This is a genomic window from Streptomyces sp. NPDC050528, from assembly GCF_044457795.1.
Classification (GTDB): Bacteria; Actinomycetota; Actinomycetes; order Streptomycetales; family Streptomycetaceae; genus Streptomyces.
In genome coordinates this window covers 17325-35571 of the sequence record NZ_JBITHH010000010.1, presented here as the reverse complement: position 1 = coordinate 35571, position 18247 = coordinate 17325, and the positions used below count along the sequence as shown (strand labels likewise).

At 69.1% G+C, this 18247-nt stretch carries 10 protein-coding genes and 1 tRNA gene; 6 read left to right on the top strand and 5 right to left on the bottom strand.

What is annotated here, in order from left to right:
- Positions 1 to 288: 288 nt before the first annotated feature.
- Together ACIBK4_RS31535 and ACIBK4_RS31530 are read left to right on the top strand one after the other, a co-directional pair.
- A complete protein-coding gene (locus ACIBK4_RS31535) occupies positions 289 to 6912 on the top strand; it encodes an RHS repeat-associated core domain-containing protein (RefSeq protein ID WP_399000153.1) in 6624 nt (2207 codons plus the stop codon).
- Position 6913: 1 nt separating this feature from the next.
- Positions 6914 to 7375: a PH domain-containing protein gene (locus tag ACIBK4_RS31530; protein ID WP_399000151.1), complete on the top strand. Its 462-nt coding sequence runs from the start codon at positions 6914 to 6916 to the stop codon at positions 7373 to 7375.
- On the opposite strand, the gene ACIBK4_RS31525 is transcribed toward ACIBK4_RS31530, so the two are convergent.
- The 5 genes from ACIBK4_RS31525 to ACIBK4_RS31505 all read right to left on the bottom strand — a co-directional run bounded on the left by ACIBK4_RS31525 (position 7376) and on the right by ACIBK4_RS31505 (position 12899).
- Positions 7376 to 9031 carry a long-chain-fatty-acid--CoA ligase gene (locus tag ACIBK4_RS31525; RefSeq protein WP_399000149.1) on the bottom strand — a complete coding sequence of 552 codons (1656 nt, stop codon included), beginning with the start codon at positions 9029 to 9031 and terminating at the stop codon, positions 7376 to 7378.
- Between the two features lie 41 nt (positions 9032 to 9072).
- Positions 9073 to 9537 carry a DUF3592 domain-containing protein gene (locus tag ACIBK4_RS31520; protein WP_399000147.1) on the bottom strand — a complete coding sequence of 155 codons (465 nt, stop codon included), beginning with the start codon at positions 9535 to 9537 and terminating at the stop codon, positions 9073 to 9075.
- Positions 9538 to 9641: 104 nt separating this feature from the next.
- Entirely contained in the window at positions 9642 to 10250 is a 609-nt protein-coding gene (locus ACIBK4_RS31515; RefSeq protein WP_399000145.1) for a lytic polysaccharide monooxygenase, read from the bottom strand.
- Positions 10251 to 10347: 97 nt separating this feature from the next.
- Positions 10348 to 11475, bottom strand: a complete 1128-nt coding sequence (locus ACIBK4_RS31510) for an SPFH domain-containing protein (protein ID WP_399000143.1) — start codon at positions 11473 to 11475, stop codon at positions 10348 to 10350.
- 77 nt (positions 11476 to 11552) lie between these two features.
- Positions 11553 to 12899: a peptidoglycan-binding protein gene (locus ACIBK4_RS31505; protein WP_399000141.1), complete on the bottom strand. Its 1347-nt coding sequence runs from the start codon at positions 12897 to 12899 to the stop codon at positions 11553 to 11555.
- A gap of 180 nt (positions 12900 to 13079) precedes the next feature.
- On the opposite strand from ACIBK4_RS31505, the gene ACIBK4_RS31500 reads away from it, so the two are divergent.
- From ACIBK4_RS31500 to ACIBK4_RS31485, 4 genes are all read left to right on the top strand, one after another.
- Positions 13080 to 13153 (top strand) — tRNA-Lys (locus ACIBK4_RS31500).
- 104 nt (positions 13154 to 13257) lie between these two features.
- A complete protein-coding gene (locus tag ACIBK4_RS31495) occupies positions 13258 to 13971 on the top strand; it encodes a FadR/GntR family transcriptional regulator (protein WP_366432499.1) in 714 nt (237 codons plus the stop codon).
- Between the two features lie 321 nt (positions 13972 to 14292).
- Complete coding sequence (locus tag ACIBK4_RS31490; protein ID WP_399000138.1) at positions 14293 to 16290, top strand: glycosyltransferase family 2 protein; 1998 nt, start codon at positions 14293 to 14295, stop codon at positions 16288 to 16290.
- Positions 16287 to 18221, top strand: a complete 1935-nt coding sequence (locus ACIBK4_RS31485) for a galactose oxidase-like domain-containing protein (protein WP_399000136.1) — start codon at positions 16287 to 16289, stop codon at positions 18219 to 18221. The genes ACIBK4_RS31490 and ACIBK4_RS31485 overlap by 4 nt, the downstream gene beginning before the upstream one ends.
- Positions 18222 to 18247 lie beyond the last annotated feature (26 nt).

Genomic DNA, 18247 nt, shown 5'->3' with positions numbered 1-18247 from the left:
GGCCTTTTGAGGGAATTTGCATTCCGTGAATCTTCATGGAGATCGCATTGCTCCCGCTTTGATTCTCCGGGGATACCGTCTGTGGCGTTTGCCTCCGTTCGCGTTGGCTCGACGGGCCATCGGGGGACGGGGGCCGGCGTGGGTGCTGCCCCGGCAGGGGGCGCACGGGGGACGGGGGTGGGTCGGGTGACTCGATCACGAAGATGGCCGAAGCTGGTCGCGCCGAAGCTGGTCGTGCCGAAGTTGATCACACCAACGCGCCTTGCTCCAGGGCGGGTTGCACCAGGCGTGGTCCTGGTCTCGGTGGCGATGGTGATGGCGGGGACCGTCTCTCCGGCCGTGGCGGCCGTGGCGACCGCGAGCACCCCGGCCGGGTCCGGGAAGGCAGCGGCAACCGCGGCCACGATCACGACGTCCGCGTCGCCCGAGGACGCCGCCGGCCCCGCGGCGGACGTGATGGTCAACGGCTGGGGCGACGGTGCGGGTTACCACGTCGACGTGGCCACCGGCGGCAGCGGATACACCTGGCGGGAAATGGCCGTATTGCGGCCCGCCGACATCGACGACTCGGCCTGGACGGGTTATCAGTGCGTCTCCGGCGACGGGAAATTCGCCGCGGTGACAGTTCTGCCGGCGTCGTCGGTGAACATAGCCGCGGCCCGGGACCACGGGGCATTCGCCTTTTCGGTGAACCTCGGCACCGGTGCGGTGAAGCCGGTCGCCTCCGGGGTCGCCCTGAAGTACCACTCACCGGGCTGCGGTACCGCCGACGCCGCGGAGTTCACCGTCAACCCCGGTGACAACCAGCGCACCACCCAGGTCCTGTCGGTGGATCTGCCGACCGGGAAGGTCGAGCACACCACCACGGTGGACGGTCAGCTGACCTCGGTGGTCCCCACCGCCGACGGCCCGGTGGGCGTGATGGGGACCGGCCTGGTGCGGATACCCGAGCAGGGCGGCACGGCCGGGCGTCCGGTGCGGCTGGCGAACACCGGCGGCGTCCCCTACGACCTGCGCCCGGCGGCCGGCGGCGGCGTCGACTTCGCGCTGCAACGGGCCGCGGACAAGTCCTCGCTGATCATGCGGGAGCGGTCCGGGAAACTGTCCACGCTGGGTGAAGGGGCGCACGCGTCCCTGCAGTTGATGCAGGGCCGGGCGGGCCACGCGCTCGCCGTCGGCGCCACCCGGGTGACCTCGGGATCCGGGGTCCGGAGGATCGGCACCGGCCCGTTGCCGTACGGGGCGACGAATGTGTCGCTGGACGGTGGGGCGGTGACGGGCGCCGGGAGCAGGACGCCGCAGTCCGCGCCGCTGGTCCTGGCGACCCGGAGCGGGAAGCTGCTGAAGCGGTCCGCCGCGAAGTCGACCAAACGCTCCGCGACCACGCTGCCGAATGCCGTGCCGACGGCTTCCGCCGGTAGCGGCGGCAGCGGCGACACCGCCGCCTCGCGGTCCGCGCAGCGCTCCGCACTGGTGTCCTCAAGCACCACCACGGCCGCCACCACAGCCACCACCACGGCCGCCACCACCAAGGCCGTCACCGCGGCCACCACCACCCCGAAGTGCGCGGTGGACCGGCTCGCCGAGGACAAGCAGGTGATGCAGCCCGGCACCGCGCAGGTGACCTGGGCGATACAGATGGCCGAACAGGGGCTGCTCACCGGCTCGTCGTACGCGCGGCCCGCCGGCTACGCCAACCTCGGCCTGGCGTCGTACTCCCCCAACGGCGACTTCGCGAAGATCGCCCTGGAGCACCCGTCGTCCGACACCTGGGACTCGGTGCCGCGTTCGGTGTACGAGGCGATCGTGGCGCAGGAGTCCAACTACAGCCAGGCGTCCTGGCATGCCCTGCCCGGCATTCCCGGTGGCGCGCTGGTCGCCGACTACTACGGCGCGGGCGGTCTGATCACCTCGATGGACTACTCGAAGGCGGACTGCGGCTACGGCCTCGGCCAGGTCACCACCGGCATGTCCACCGGTGACACCACCTACTCGGTGCACGGCCAGTGGAAGATCGCGGTGGACTACCAGGAGAACCTGGCCGCCGGGCTGCAGATCCTGGAGCACACCTGGAACCAGCTCTACGACGCCGGGATCACCGTCAACGGCGGCGACCCGAAGTACCTGGAGAACTGGTACCTCGCCGCCTGGGCGTACAACTCCGGCGTGCAGCCGACCGCCGCGTTCGGCAACACCACCGGCTGCACCCCGAGCGCCACCTGCACCGGACCCGACGGCACCTGGGGCCTCGGCTGGGCCAACAACCCCCGCAACCCCGACTACCCGCCCACCCGTGCCCCCTATCTGCGCGACTCCTACGCCGACGCCTCGCACCCGGCGAGCTGGCCCTACCAGGAACGCATCATGGGCTGGATGGGCAGCCCGATCCTGCGCTTCAACGCGCCCGCGTACACCACGCCGGACTACCACGGCGGCAAGAGCTGGCTGCAGATCCCGCCGGTCGACGCCTTCTGCACCAGCGACAACCTCTGCGACTCCACCGGCGCCACGAACGCCAAGTACTGCACCCTGTCGGACTCCGAGTGCTGGTGGCACCAGCCGGTCACCTTCGTCTCCGACTGCGCCACGACCTGCGCCACCAGCAGTTACACCGCGGCCGCCGGCTCCGGCGAACCGGCGCTCGTCCAGCCGCACGCGCATCCGCCCTCCTGCTCCCTGGACACCGCCCATGTCCATGACGAGGGCCACGGCGCGCCGATCATCGTCGACGAGTCGCAGAGCCAGCCACCGCTGAACCTGGTCGGCTGCGGATCGTCCAACTGGTCGCAGGGCGGCACGTTTTCGTACTCCTACGGAACCAACAGCGCCGGTGATCCGATCGGCGCGCTCGACACCCACCAGCTCGGGGTCGGCTTCGGCGGCCACACGCTGTTCACCCACACCGAGGACGGCTCCAACCCGGCCGAGATCAACACCGGTACCTGGACCCCGGCTCTTCCCAAGCTTCAGTACTACAAGATCAAGCTGCACTTCCCGTCGACCGCCGCCAGCGCCACCAACGTCGTCTACACGATCAATCCCGGCGGCGGGGTGAGCCCCTGGAAGATCCGGGTGAACCAGGACTGGGGCTCGGAGCAGTGGGTCACCATCGGCACCTTCGCGATGGAGAACGGCGCCACCGTCAAGCTCACCAACAAGAGCGACATCACCGGCTCCGGCAACATCAACTACGCCGACTACGACGTCGCCTACGACGCGGTCTCCTTCATCCCCGAAGGCGGCACCCCGGGTGAGCCCATCGGTGGCCCGCCCGGCATCAAGGACGCCCCCAAGGGCAGCAACCCGGCCTGGATCCAGTGCGGTTGCGCCAAGCGGACGGCCGGTGACCCGGTCGACACCAGCACCGGCGCCTTCGGTGACACCTTCACCGACCTGTCGACGCCGGGCCGCGGCATGCCGCTGGACTTCACCCGCACCTACGCCTCCGCGCTGGCCAGCTCCACCGGACCCAACGCGTCCCTCGCCGTCAACGGCCCCTTCGGCTGGGGCTGGACGGACTCGTACAACCTGAGCGCGACCACCGACAGCACCAGCGGCGATGTGACGGTTCATCAGGAAGACGGCTCCCAGGTCACTTTCGACGACACCTCGGGTACGTACGCGCCGAGCGCGCCACGCTATGACGCCACCCTGGTCAAGGACGGTTCGGACTACGTCTTCACCCGCACCTCGAAAGACGTCTTCACCTTCGACGCGGCCACCGGACACCTGATCTCCGAAACCGACCTGGTCGGCAGCAAGGCGGTCCCGCCCTACGCCACGACCCTGGCCTACGACAGCTCCGGCAACCTGCACACGATCACCGACCCCGGCGGCCGCGTCTACACCCTGACCTGGACCGGAACCCACATCACCGCGCTCGCCGACTCCGCCGGACGCAAGGTCACGTACGGATACGACAGCAACGGCGACCTGACCGACGTCTACGGCGCGGGCAGCACCCGGAGCCCGTCGCTGCTGGACGACGACCACACCCAATTCACCTACACGGCAGCGCACTTGATGGCCTCGATGCGCTCGCCGGACAACTACGGCAGCACGGCCACCCCGGCGCCGGTCACCGCGATGACGTACGACAGCTCGGAGCGCGTCCTCACCCAGACCGACCCGCTCGGCCACGCCACGACCTTCACCTACGGCCCCGACAGCGGCACAGGTCTCACCGACGGGCAGACCCTGGTCACCGACCCGTCCGGGCACAAGACGCTGGACACCTACGCCGAGGGCCTGCTCACCTCCGAGACCAAGGGCTACGGCACCTCCGACGCCGGCACCTGGAACTACACCTACGACCCGGTCAGCCTCGGCGTCACCTCCATCAGCGACCCCAACGGCAACCTGCAGACCTTCGCCTACGACGACCACGGCAACCAGATCTCCGCGAGCGACGCCCGCGGCTTCACCACCACCCACGCCTACGACGACAGCGACAACCTCACCACCACCATCACCCCGGACGGCCTGCGCACCGACTACGCCTACGACGAGACCGGGCACATCGCCGCCGGGGGCGACGACTACGGCCTGCTCACCAGCACCACCACGCAGCCCGTCGACGAAAGCGCGGCCGCCCGCACCACCGCCGTCAACTACGACGACACCGCCCACCCCGGCGACGCCACCCGCACCGTCGACGCCCGCGGCAACACCAGCCACGCCACCTACGACACGGCGGGCGACGTCACCAGCGCCACCGACGCCGAGGGCGACAAGACCCAGTACGGCTACGACACTTCACGCGGCGTGCTCACCTCGACGGTCTCCCCGATCGGCACCGCCGCGGGCACCGTACCCGGCTGCACCCCACCGGCCACCGGCTGCACGACCTATACCTACGACGCCTGGGACAACCGGACCGGCACCACCGACCCGCTCGGCCACACCACCGCCGCCGTCTACGACGCGGACGGCGACCAGGTCTCGGCCACCGACGCCAACGCCAGGAAGACCACCTACGGTTACGACGCCGCCGACCGCCGCACCACCGTGACCCGTCCCGACGCCACCGTCCAGAAGATCGCCTACAACCCCGACGGCACCACCAGCAGAACCACCGACGGCGCGGGCAACGCCACGAACTACGGCTACGACGCCCAGGGCCGCCAGACCACCAGCACCGACCCCGCTGGCCGCACCACCACCTCGGTGTACGACGCGGCGGGCGATCTACTCACCGTCACCGACCCGGCGAACCGGGTCACCACCTACACCTACGACCCGGCCGGCAACACCGCCTCCATCAGCTACTCGGACGGCACCACGCCGAACGTCACCGGCATCGGCTACGACGCGATGGGCCGCCGCACCGGCATGACCGACGGCACCGGCACCAGCAGCTGGAGCTACGACACCTTCGGCGAACTCGTGACGCAGACCAGCGGCTCGGGCGCGACGACCGGCTACGGCTTCGACGCCAACAGCAATGAGACTTCGGTCAGTTACCCCGGCACCACGACCCGGACGGCCACCCGGACCTTCGACAAGGCCAACCGCCTGACGGCCCTTCAGGACTGGAACAGCCAGTCCACGGCCTTCGGTTACAACGCCGACGGTCAGTGGAGGACCACCACCTACCCCAACGGCACGGTCGCGACCACCACGTTCAACACCGCCGACCAGGCCACCGCCGACACCCTGACCAGCGGCAGCACCACGCTGGCGTCCCTCACTTACACCAGGGACAACGCGGGCCAACTCGCCGGCGACACCGGCCAGTCGTACCAGTACACCTCCCTGGACCAGGTGAAGTCCTCGACCACGGGGTCGACCACCACGTCGTTCGCCTACGACGCGGCCGACAACCCGGTGCAGGTCGGCGGCACTGGCCAGGCGTTCGACGCGGCCGACCAGCTGTGCTGGTCCACCACCGGCACGATGCCGAGCAGCCCGTCCTGCGCGAGCGCGCCCACCGGCGCCACGACGTACGCCTACGACACCCAGGGCAACCGGACCAAGGCGACCACGGGCGCGGCCTCCACCACCTACAGCTACGACCAGGCCGACGAGCTCACCGGCGTCGCCTCCTCGGCGACAACCGCCGCCTACACCTACGACGGCAGCGGGCTGCGGGCCTCGAAGACGGTCAACGGCACGACGACCGCCTTCAGTTGGGACTCCGAGGACACGCCGGCCCTCCTCTCGGACGGCACTGCGGCCTACCTCTACGGCCCCACCGGACTCCCGGTGGAGCAGATCACCGGCACCACCGCCCAGTACTACTTCCACGACCAGCTCGGCTCCACCCGGGCCCTCACCAGCTCCGCCGGAGCCGTCACCGGCACCTACGCGTACTCGCCGTACGGGACCGTGACCGGCCACACCGGCACGGCCTCCACGCCCCTGCAGTACACCGGCCAGTACACCGACGCCGAGACCGGCTTCGTCTACCTGCGGGCCCGCTACTACGACCCGGCCACCGCCCAGTTCCTCACCGTCGACCCCGCGGTGCAGCAGACGCTCAGCCCGTACTGCTACGTCGACGGCAACCCGCTCAACGGGGTCGACCCGACAGGGCTGTTCGGGTGGGGCAGCATCACCGGGTTCGTCCACAAGCACGCCGACGTCCTCAACCAGATCAACAGTTGGTCCACGGCTGCCGCCGGCGTATTCACCGTCGTCAGCATTGTCTGCGCGGTCTGCGACGTGGTGACGGGGCCTCTCGCGGCCCTCAGCGCAGGCGTGATGATCGCTTCCCAGGCGCTTCTGGTCATCGACGGCTGCGACAAGTACCGCGCCGGGCATTCGTGCGGCAACGCCATCCGTTACCTGACCGGGGATGTCGTCGGAACAGCCGTAGTGGGCAAGGCCGCCAAGGCCATACGTCTGGGGACGCGAGGTGCGCCGGTCGAGAAGACCTTGGAGAACCTCCGCAAGATCTGCGGCGGTGGTTGACATGACCGGACACCTGTCGATCAGGCCGTCACCGTACCGGATGCTCATGGCGTTCAGTCCGATCCTGCTGTTCCTGGTCGTACCGCGCATCGTGATCGGCGGCGACGTCGTCTTCGGCAGGACCGGCTGGGCGGTCTTCGGGCTGTGCGCGCTGCTCCTTCCCTTCGTCGTCACGCGGCTGAGCGTGATGGTCGTCGGGGAGCAGGGAATCGCCGTACGCCGGGCCTTCCGGACCAAGCGCCTCGGGTGGGACGAGATCGGCACGGTGGCGATCGAGTCGCGCAATGTGCACCTGTTCCTGGTCCTCAAACGACGAAGCGCCGGCCGGGCGGAGGCGACGCTGACCTTCGTCTCGAAACCGGACCGGCGCCGGCTCATCGAGACGATCGCGTCCCGGGTCCCGGCCGGCGTCGTACGCCAGGACGACATCCTGCACCGTGCGCTGACGTCGTCGCAGCGGTGATCATTCCCTGATGTCGAGTCCCTGACGGCGCACCTGTGAAGGGCCCCTCGTTGCGACGAGGGGCCCTTCGGCGTCCTCGGGAGTCAGCCTCCGGTACGCCGCCTCCCCCGGCGCCCGCCACCACACCGGATCGGCACACACGACCCCCTCCCGCCGCAGCCCCGCCCGATGGATCTTGTTGGTGGCCGTCACCGGCATCCGCTCCACCACCCGCACGAACCGGGGTGCCATCTTCGTCCCCAAGTCCGGCTGGGCCAGCAGGAATTCGGCGAAGTCGAGCGGGTCGAAGCGGCCGGCGATCGTGGCCATGACCTGGTCGCCGGTGACCGGGTCCGGTACCGCGTAGACCGCCACGGCGTCGGCGCCCTCGTAGCGGGCGAGGATGTTCTCGATCATCGCGGCGGCGAGGTTCTCGCTGTCGACGCGGAGACGGTCGTCGGTGCGGCCGGCGAAGTAGAGGTAGCCGTCGGTGTCGCGGTAGAAGAGGTCGCCGGTCCAGTACCAGCCCGCGCGGCGGCGCTCGGCGTCGGCCTCGGGATTGCGCCAGTACCCCTCGAAGGGGTTGGCGCCGCGGTTCACCAACTCCCCTATCGCCTCTTCTCCGTTGAGCAGCCGACCGGCCGAGTCGAAGGCCGCCGGCGGGCACTCCGTCCGCGTCTCCGGATCGAGTACGGCGAGCCCGGGCGCCGCCCGCCCGACCGCTCCCGACGGTGTCCCCGGCGACCACTGCACCGCCGCCCCGCCCTCCGAGGACCCGTACCCCTCCACCAGCCGCACCCCGAACCGCCGCTCGAACGCCGCCGCGTCCACCGCCCCCGCCTCGGTGCCGAAGCCCATCCGCAGCGGGTTGTCCCGGTCGTCGGCGCGCTCCTCGGTGGCCAGCACGTACTGCACGGCACGGCCGACATACGTGAAGTACGTGGCCCCGTACGCCCGTACGTCCGCCAGGAACCCCGACGCCGAGAACCGCCGCCGCAGCGCCACCCCCGCCCCGGCCGCCAACGCCGGTGCCCAGTCGGCGATCACCGCGTTGCCGTGGAACATCGGCATGCAGATGTAGTGCACGTCGTCGGGGAGGACTCCGAAGCTGTCGACCAGTGAGCGTCCCGCTGCCGCCAACCGACCCTGCGTGCAGATCGCGGCCTTCGGGGCGCCGGTGGAACCGGAGGTGAAGTAGAGCAGGATGCGGTCGTCGGGGGTGGCGTGGGAGAAGGCGGACGGGTGCGTGTCCGCGTACGGGGCGAGCAGGTCGTCGTAGGCCTGAGTGTCCGTCACCAGCAGGCGTACGCCGGGAAGTTGAAGGTCTTCGAGGAGCTGGAGGTGGGTGCGTTCCGTGACCAGGATCCGGCACTCGGTGTGCTGGATGTCGCGGGCCAGTTCGGGACCTCGGCGGGTGGGGTTGATGCCGGCGACGGCCGCGCCCGCGAGGGCCGCCGCGCTCAACCACAGGGGATATTCAGGGGTGTTGTCGAGCAGGACGCCCACGTGGGGCTCGGCGCCGGGTGGGAGCAGGTCGGTCAGCAACGCCGCTCTGGCTGCCGCGCCGGACGCCGTCTCGTGGTGGGTGAGCATCTGTTGCCCGCACCACAGGCCCGGGCGGTGGTCGCCCCACCGTGCCTGCACGAGTTCCGCGACGGTACGCCTGCTGGACTCCATGAGGGCGCACGGTAGTTGACGTACCGTCAGATGTGGAGGGGCTACGGGGTCATCAGGTCGCCGGCCGTCGAGAACGACTCGTGGGTCACGATGATGAACCCGACGCAGAAGGCGATGAACACGCCGAAGAACACCAGCGCGGCACCCGTCCCCGCCATGAGCTTCCCGCGGGCCGGGGCCTGGGCGGTGGCCCGCTCGGGGTGGTCCGCCGTGTAGTACGCGGTGACGATGTCGCCCTCCACGACCGTCCCCGACCCGCCCTGCTCCTCGAACCGGACGGCGCGGCCCTCGCGCGTCGTGAACTCGTAGACGTGGTTGAGCCTCGTCGTCACCCGGGTCTCCCCGCCGCCGCTGGTCGTCGTGTACGTCCGCAGACAGCGGGCCTCGGCCGTCAGGCCGCTGCTCCAGGCACGGCTCGTCGCCCGCGCGCGGCGGACCACCGCGACCGCGGCGCACAGCAGCACGACGATGATGAGTACGGGTATGGCGTAGAACATGGCGTCCATGGTGTCCCCCGAGGTCAAGTACCGCTTGGTGGAGGGAACCTACCCCCGGGGGATGCCGGACTGTCTCAAGCAATGCTCAGAACTTCACGCGCGGAGCCACCCGCTCAGAACGTGACGTCCGAGCAGGAGTAGAACGCGTTGGTCGTGTCCGCGATCGTCCACACGGCGACGATCACGTGGTGGCCGGAGAGGCCGGACGGGAGCGTGCCGGTGTGGGAGATGGTGGACGACGAGGGGCGCTGGCCGTTGTAGGGGACGGTGAGGAACGGGGTGGTGTTGAGGTCCGAGCGGGCCAGGTTGTGGCTCTGGTTCCAACCCGCCTTGGTGACGTAGTACTTGAAGTCCGTCGTCGCGTGGATCGCCGTGAACTGCCAGCGGAACGTGTACGACTGACCACCCGTCACCTTGGTCGTCGGCCACGCGGCGCCCGACGGGGTCTTCGGCGCGCCGAGTTGGGCGAAGCGGCTGATTCCGCCGTTGCAGATCTGGCCGTCGGCGGGGCCGGCCGCCGGGAAGCCCTTGGGGCCCTCGACGCTCTGCGGCTCGTACTGGATGTCACCGCAGTTCGTCACCGTGCCGTTGGCACAGAGCTTCTGCCTGCTGATGGGGAGGTCGGTGTAGCCGTGGCTGCTCGCGGCCCCGGACGAGAGCACGATGGCCCCGGCCGTGGTGAGCCCGAGCACGGCGGCGTACCACTTGGTCTTTTTGCGCATGCTGCCGCTCCTGGGAAACGTGTGGGGAGTTCCGTGAGCCGTGCAGGTCTAGACCAAGTCCCAGATTATTGCCCTTACTTGACCGTGTCCATACCGCTCACGGCGCGGCTTCCCCCCGCCCCGAGCAGAACGCGACCGTCAAGTCCTTGACCAGCGCCCGGCGTTCGTAGTCGTCCAGCTCCACCAGACCCCGCATGGTCAGCCGCGTCACCGTGTCCTCCACGGAGTCGACGACCGAGGTGAGCATGGTCGCCCGCTGCTGCGCGTCCAGCGCGGCGATACGGCGGCGGGTCATCGCGGCGGCCACTTCCGGGGCGTACTCGACCCGCACCGGCCGTACCGAGAACACCTCGATGCCGACCGGCGCCGCGTCCGCCGCGACCAGCCGGGTCAGCGCGTCGACGGCCAGGTCGGCCGCGCCCTTCGCGCCTCCGCCCGGCGGCTCGACCGGCACCCGGGCCAGCGCCGCCTCCACGCACTCGCGCAGATACGTCTCGTGGTCCTCGACCCCGAGCGTGGCCCGCGCGGTGTCCCGCACCCGCCACACCACCAGCGTCACGACCCGCAGCGCGACCCCGTTCGCGTCGGCCCCCGGCATCGGCTCACTGCGCCAGTGCCGCAGCCGTACGTCGACCCGGCGGCGCAGCAGCAACGGGTTGACCCACATCAGCCCGGTGCGCCGGACGGTCCCCCGGTACCGGCCGAACAGGCCCAGCACCCAGGCCCGTCCGGTACGGCCCCGGGCCAGCCCCCCGAAGCCGAACAGACCCAGCGCGCCGGCCCCGGCGTACGCGGCCCACTGCGCGGGACCGAGTCCGGCACCGGCGTAGAACGGCAGTCGTAGGGCCTCGGTCGCGAGCGGGGGCAGGAGGCCCGCCCACCACGAGGTGGCGAGGCAGCCGGCCAGGCCGCAGGAACCGGCGAGCACGCCCGCCGTGCCGGGCAGGACCCGGGCGGGGCGTTCCACCAGGTCGGGGTCGACCTCCGGGGCCGGGCGCGGCTTGGCCGGGACCGGGCGGCGGAAGCGGGGCTGTTCGCCGGTGCCCTGGCGGCGCGCGACGACGGCCGGCTTGAGCGGGACCGAGACCGGGTCGGGGTCGTCGCGGAACAGCAGGTGGACGGGGATCTCGGTGGTCGCCTCGTTCTGGATGAGCCGCGCGGGACGGGTCGGTCCCTCGGGCGGGCCCTCGTTCTCGGGCGTCTGTGAAGTGGTCGTCGTACTCATAGGTGCCTCCAGCCTCCGCGCCAGATGCGTCACAACGGGTGGGGATGAGCGGGGTGATGAGCGTGGTTGTTCGTCGGTCACGAGAAGAGGCGGCGCCAGGTCTCCGGGCCCGGGTAGCCGTCCGCCGCGCCGCCGCGCCAGCCCTGGGCGCGCTGGAATGCCTCGACGTTGCGCCGGTCCGGCTCGCCCCAGCGCGGTCCCGGGCCGGTCGTGTAGTACTTGCCGAAGCCCTTCTTGACCAGCTGCTTCCCCAGCTCGGTGACGTACTTGTTGTTCGCGCCGAGGCGGAACATGGCCTTGCCCGGGAAGCCGGGGACGCCGTGCGAGGAGGGTGCGGGCGGGCCCGCCGCGCCCACGGGCACCGTGCCGCCGACGTTCTTGCCCTTGCCGGTGACGAGCAGTTGCCAGGTCTGCGGGCCGGGCAGGCCGTCCGCGTCCGCGCCGGTCCAGCCCTGGGCGAGCTGGAAGGCCTGGGTGGCCCGCCGGTCCGCGTCCGACCAGCGCGGGCCGGGACCCGAGGTGTAGTACGCCCCGGCGCCCCGGGCGACGAGCATCGTGCCGAGCTGGGTGACGTACTGGTTGTTGGCGCCGGGGCCGAAAGACGCCGCTCCCGGGTACGGCGTGTTCGCCTTGCCCGCGTCCACCGGGGTCACCGGGGTCACGGGTGTCACCCCTTCCGTACCGCCCGTCACGCCCTTGTAGCGGTACGGCACATAGCTGTCCGAGTGGCTCCAGTACGCGTACGGCGTGGACTGGCGGCGGGCGTGCGAGGGGGTCTCCTCCAGGGCGATGTAGTAGGTGTGCGTGTAGTCGGTCCAGCCGCCGAAAATGACGACGTGCGAGCCTTTCTCGGGGTTCGCGAGATTGTGGAACAGGAGAATGTCGCCGGGCTCCAGTTCGTCCTTGGTAATACGCACCCCGTACTGGTCGAGACTTCCGGTCCATTCGTTGCCCGGCAGTCCCCAGGCCATCGAGACGAACCCCGAGCAGTCCTGCCGGTAACCGTCCGACCAGTACGCGTTCATGCTGTACGGCACCTGGGCCGCGATCCAGGTCTTGGCCCGGTTGATGATCTCCGCGCGGGTGGTCGTGGGCGCCTTGACCGCGCCGGCCGGCTTCGCCGGTTTGCCGCTCGGGCCGTGCAGCGGGGCCTTGCCGCCCTGCGGGGTCGCGGGCTCGTCGCCCGTGTCACCTGCGGGAACACCGGGCCGGGCCGGAGCGTGCGCGGTGGCGGCGGCCGGTGCGGTGTGCCCGGCGGCGAGGGCGGCGGACGCGGCGGCCGCCACGAAGAGAGCCCGCTGGGCGGCGGGGTGGCCGCCGGTGCGGCCGGTCGGGGAATGCGGCTGGAGGCGCCGCCGGTCAGCACATCCAGGGCAGTCGCAATCGCTCGCGGGATCGAATTCCTCGAATACCGGAGTCTCCATGCGACGCCCCTCACACTCCAGGTGGAAATATCCGCGCTCATGCACATCCGCCAGCTTCTCAACTGTCTTCCGGACTCGCATGTTGACGGTCCGAATGATGTACAGGGCCCGACCGGCACCGGTCCGGGGGTGGTCGGGAGCACCCCTGAGCGTCCGGTAGAGTTGTGCAGGTCAACACGCGCGCCGCTAGCTCAGTTGGTTAGAGCAGCTGACTCTTAATCAGCGGGTCCGGGGTTCGAGTCCCTGGCGGCGCACAGACAGCGAGGCCCTCCGCACTGCGGGGGGCCTTTCGCATGGGCGGAACATCCGTGCGGGCGGAACGCGGCTCAGCCCCCGTTTGGCCGGATACCCTCTGGCCATGACAGCCCGTGACCTGCAGGAGCGGATCAAGCAGCTCATCCTCGACCGTCGGCTGTCCTCCGGGGCCCCGCTGCCGACCGAGCCCGAGCTGATGGTGTTTCTCGGTGCGAGCCGGAACTCGGTGCGCGAGGCGCTCAAGGCGCTGCAGGCGATGGGGATCGTCGAGATCCGGCACGGGTTCGGGACGTACGTCGGCCCGATGTCGCTCGCGCCGATGGTCGAGGGGCTCGCGTTCCGTACGGTCGTGGGGCACTACCGCGGCGAGGACAGTCTGCTGCAACTGCTCGAACTGCGGGAGGCGGTGGAGTCGGGGCTCGTCGCCCGGCTCGCGGGGCGGCTGCCCGAGCGGGATCTCGCCGAACTCGACGCGCTGGTACGGCAGATGGAGCGGGAGGCGGCCGAAGGCGTCGGGCTGGCGGCCACCGACCGCGCCTTCCACGCCACCCTCTACCGGGGCCTGGACAACGCGCTGCTGAGCGAGGTCCTGGAGGCGTTCTGGGACGCCTTCCACCGCGTCCACACCGATCTCGCGGCCGGCCCGCAGGACCCCGGGGTCACCTGCCGCCAGCACCGGGCGATCCTCGACGCGGTCCGGTCCGGGGATGCGAAACGCGCCGAGAACGCCATAAGAGAACACTTCGACAACGTGCGCACAAGACTGTCCACAACGGCTCCACATGATCCCCACACGCGCCCCAATGAACGCGTATGACCGGTAAACACCGCGTTTCGTGTCTTGCGATCAAGCTGAGCACCGTAGAACCCTGGTTTTGAAGATACTGCCGGTACACGGCAGTTGAGGGGGTACGTACGGAACCGGTCGCGCGGTTTCGCGGGGAGGAGGGGCCCCGCCCAGGAACAGATGTCGGAGGGGGCATCTCGCAACCGGACGGTCGCAGTCGCACATCTCTGTGAGTGGACTGTGTGGTGACTGTGGCCACCACTGACACGCCCGTCGTGAGTCGAGGGGGACGCCGACGGGCGGCCGAGACAACACAGACACGCGCTTTTCCGCGTGTTGGGGGGATGACTCATGACGTCGACGCCGACGGGCGCCCGGCAGAACTTCGACCCGTCACCAACACAAACCACCGAACTCAGAGTCCCGGGACAACACCGGACCGGCAGTCTCCGCAGAATCAAGAGCACACTTCCGAGATACGACTACGAGCACTACAGCCGCCTGGCGGGACCCCTCACCCAGCCCGCCCCGGACCGGCCGTACAAGGTCCAGTACCGCTCGCTGCTGTCGCAGGAGACGCACCGCGTCCGCGCCGCCCTGATGCTGAGCGCGGCACCGCTGCTCTCCCTGATCCTGCTGGGCTGGCTGATGCAGCCCGAGCACTGGACCCAACGCGACTATCCCGCCTACGACTTCCTGCCCGCGCTGGACATCGTGATGCTGGTCGCGATCGGTCTGATCGAGTTCTTCCGCTGCATGAACGTGCTGTCCAACGCGCACGCCACGCTCGTCGCCCGCGACCCGGTCCCGGTGGTCCCCGAGATGGGCACCCGCGTCGCGTTCATCACGACGTTCGTGCCCGGCAAGGAGCCCCTGGAGATGGTCACCAGGACCCTGGAGGCGGCCGTACGGCTGCGCCACCGGGGCCTGTTGCACGTGTGGCTGCTCGACGAGGGCGACGACCCCGAGGTCAAGGCCGTCTGCGGGCGGCTCGGCGTACACCACTTCACCCGCAAGGGAGTCGAGAAGTGGAACCGCCCCAAGGGCGCGCACCGCGCCAAGACCAAGCACGGCAACTACAACGCCTGGCTGGAGGCGCACGGCGACGAGTACGACTACTTCGCCTCCGTCGACACCGACCACGTGCCGCTGCCCAACTACCTGGAGCGGATGCTCGGTTTCTTCCGCGACCCGGACGTCGGATTCGTCATCGGCCCCCAGGTGTACGGCAATTACGAGGGCCCGGTCACCAAGGCCGCCGAGTCGCAGCAGTTCCTGTTCCACGCCCTGATCCAGCGGGCCGGCAACCGCTATGGCTCGCCGATGTTCGTCGGCACGTCAAACGCCGTACGGATCAAGGCACTTCAGCAGATCGGCGGCCTGTACGACTCGATCACCGAGGACATGGCCACCGGCTTCGAGATGCACCGGGCCAAGAACCCGGCCACCGGCAAGAAGTGGAAGTCGGTCTACACGCCGGACGTGCTCGCGGTCGGCGAAGGGCCCAGCGCCTGGACGGACTTCTTCACGCAGCAACTCCGGTGGTCGCGCGGGACGTACGAGACGATCCTCAAGCAGTACTGGAAGGGCTTCTTCTCGATGCCTCCGGGCAAGCTCTTCAACTACACCATGATGATCATCTTCTACCCGATGTCGGCCCTCAACTGGATACTGGCGGCGCTGAGTTGTGCGCTGTTCCTGGGCCTGGGCGCATCGGGTGTGAACATCGACCCGACGGTGTGGCTGATGCTCTACGGCAACGCGTCCGCGCTGCAGATCGGGCTGTACATCTGGAACCGGCGGCACAACGTCTCGCCGCACGAGCCGGAGGGGTCGGGCGGGGTCGCGGGCATGGTGATGTCCGCGCTGTCGGCGCCGATCTACGCGCGCTCGCTGCTGGACGCCGTACTGCGGCGCAAGAGCAGGTTCGTGGTCACGCCCAAGGGCGACTCGGCCAGCCCGGACACGTTGTTCGGGACGTTCCGGGTGCACTGGTTCTTCATCCTGATCTTCGGCGGATCGCTGATGGCGGGGTTCGAGAACGGGCACTCCCATCCGGCGATGATCACCTGGGCGACGTTCGCCCTGCTGATCACCGCGTCGCCGATCCTGGCATGGCGGTACATGCTGCGGCAGGAGAGGAAGCGGCCTCCTGTGTTTCCGGCTGTCGAGCCGGAGGACGCCGTTCCGCCGCCACAGCCGCAGCCGGTCGCTCAGGCTCCGCATGGCCAGCACGCTCCGCACGGCCCGCATTCCCCGCAGCAGAAGCCCAGTTGGGCGGCCTCCGGCGGCACGGGTGAGCAGACCATGCAGATCGCGCTCGGTGGGGCGGGGGGTCGTAAGGAATGAAGGAAGCCGGCCGGCGCCGTGCCCGTCGACTCGCGATCAGCACGGTGGTCGTCATCGCCCTGGCCGGGATGAACGGGCCCTGGCTGTACAGATTCGGGACCGAGAGATACCACCAGTACGTCATCAACAAGCCCGAGTACAAGGCCGACAACGGCCACTGGGACATCATCCAGTTCCCCAAGGAGTACCGGCAGGACACCATTCACGCGGTGCTCCTGCACACCGGGAAGGTGCTGCTCGTCGCGGGCTCGGGGAACAATCAGGACAACTTCAACGCGAAGAAGTTCGAGTCGCGGATCTGGGACCCGGTGAAGGGGACCATCAAGAAGATCCCGACTCCGGCCGACCTGTTCTGCACGGGGCACACCCAACTCGCCAACGGGAACATCCTCATCGCGGGCGGCACGAAGAAGTACGAGAAGCTGAAGGGTGACGTCAAGAAAGCCGGTGGCGTCATGATTCTCTACAACGAGAATCCCGACAAACCGATGACGTTGCCCCAGGGCACGAAGTTCACGGGGAAGGCGAACGGCAAGTCGTTCGTGTCGACGGACTCGGTGCTGATCCCGCGCGCGACCAAGGTGTTCGACAAGAGCACCGGCAAGTTCCTGCGGAACAACCCCGGTTACGCCCGGGTCGTCGTCGAGGCGCCGAAGGAAGGCGTCACGTACGAGACCGGGGCGCAGGACAACTACCGGATCCAGGGGTTGACCGGTGCGGACGAGCGCAACACGTATGGCATCGGGAACAAGTTCGGGCTGGACAAGCGGGACTTCGAGGGGATCAAGAACGCGTACGAGTTCGACCCGGTCGCCGAGAAGTACATCAAGGTCGACCCGATGAACGAAGCCCGGTGGTATCCGACGCTGACGACTCTGAGCGATGGGAAAGTGCTCAGTGTCTCCGGGCTCGATGACATCGGGCAGTTGGTGCCGGGGAAGAACGAGGTCTTCGATCCGGCGACCAAGAAGTGGACGTACACGAAGACCAAGCGGCAGTTCCCCACGTATCCGGCGCTGTTCCTGATGGAGAACGGGAAGTTGTTCTACTCGGGGTCCAATGCGGGGTACGGGCCGGCCAACGTGGGGCGGGATCCCGGGATTTGGGACGTCGACACCAACGCGTTCACCAAGGTGCCGGGGCTCAGTGATCCGAACATGTTGGAGACCTCGGCGACGGTGTTGCTGGCGCCGGCTCAGGACGAGAAGTACATGGTCATCGGGGGCGGGGGTGTCGGTGAGTCGAAGTTGTCCACCAACAAGACCCGGCTCGTCGATCTGAAGGACGCGCATCCCAAGTTCGTGGACGGGCCCTCGCTGGAGAAGGGGACCCGGTATCCGCAGACCTCGATTCTGCCGGATGACACGGTGCTGGTGTCGGGTGGGTCCGAGGACTATCGGGGGCGCAGTGACTCCGACATTCTGCAGGCTCGGCTCTACCACCCCGACACCAACACCTTCGAGGAGGTCGCCGATCCGCTGGTGGGGCGGAACTACCACTCCGGGTCGATTCTGTTGCCGGACGGTCGGGTGATGTTCTTCGGGTCGAATCCGTTGTATGCGGACAAGGCGAACACGAAGCCGGGAGTTTTTGAGCAGCGGATCGAGATCTACACGCCTCCGTATCTTTACCGGGATTCCCGGCCGGATATTTCCGGGGGGCCAAAGTCCATTGCTCGGGGGGCCTCGGGGACGTTCACCTCGGCGCATGCTTCTTCGATCAAGAAGGTGCGGTTGATTCGGCCCAGTGCGTCCACGCATGTCACGGATGTCGATCAGCGGTCCATCGCGCTGGACTTCAAGACGGCCGGGAACAAGGTCACGGTGACGGTGCCCAAGGACAAGAACCTGGTGCAGTCCGGGTGGTACATGCTGTTCGTGGACGATGATCTGGGGACGCCGAGCAAGGCGCTCTGGGTGAAGGTGCCGTAGCGGTCGCCTTGGCCGGCCGACCGGAG

Excerpts from the sequence above, each read along its gene's own strand:
- ACIBK4_RS31530 (WP_399000151.1), top strand. The coding sequence starts at position 6,914 with ATGACCGGACACCTGTCGATCAGGCCGTCACCGTACCGGATGCTCATG.
- ACIBK4_RS31525 (WP_399000149.1), bottom strand. The coding sequence starts at position 9,031 with ATGGAGTCCAGCAGGCGTACCGTCGCGGAACTCGTGCAGGCACGGTGG.
- ACIBK4_RS31520 (WP_399000147.1), bottom strand. The coding sequence starts at position 9,537 with ATGGACGCCATGTTCTACGCCATACCCGTACTCATCATCGTCGTGCTG.
- ACIBK4_RS31515 (WP_399000145.1), bottom strand. The coding sequence starts at position 10,250 with ATGCGCAAAAAGACCAAGTGGTACGCCGCCGTGCTCGGGCTCACCACG.
- ACIBK4_RS31510 (WP_399000143.1), bottom strand. The coding sequence starts at position 11,475 with ATGAGTACGACGACCACTTCACAGACGCCCGAGAACGAGGGCCCGCCC.
- ACIBK4_RS31505 (WP_399000141.1), bottom strand. The coding sequence starts at position 12,899 with ATGGAGACTCCGGTATTCGAGGAATTCGATCCCGCGAGCGATTGCGAC.
- ACIBK4_RS31495 (WP_366432499.1), top strand. The coding sequence starts at position 13,258 with ATGACAGCCCGTGACCTGCAGGAGCGGATCAAGCAGCTCATCCTCGAC.
- ACIBK4_RS31490 (WP_399000138.1), top strand. The coding sequence starts at position 14,293 with ATGACGTCGACGCCGACGGGCGCCCGGCAGAACTTCGACCCGTCACCA.
- ACIBK4_RS31485 (WP_399000136.1), top strand. The coding sequence starts at position 16,287 with ATGAAGGAAGCCGGCCGGCGCCGTGCCCGTCGACTCGCGATCAGCACG.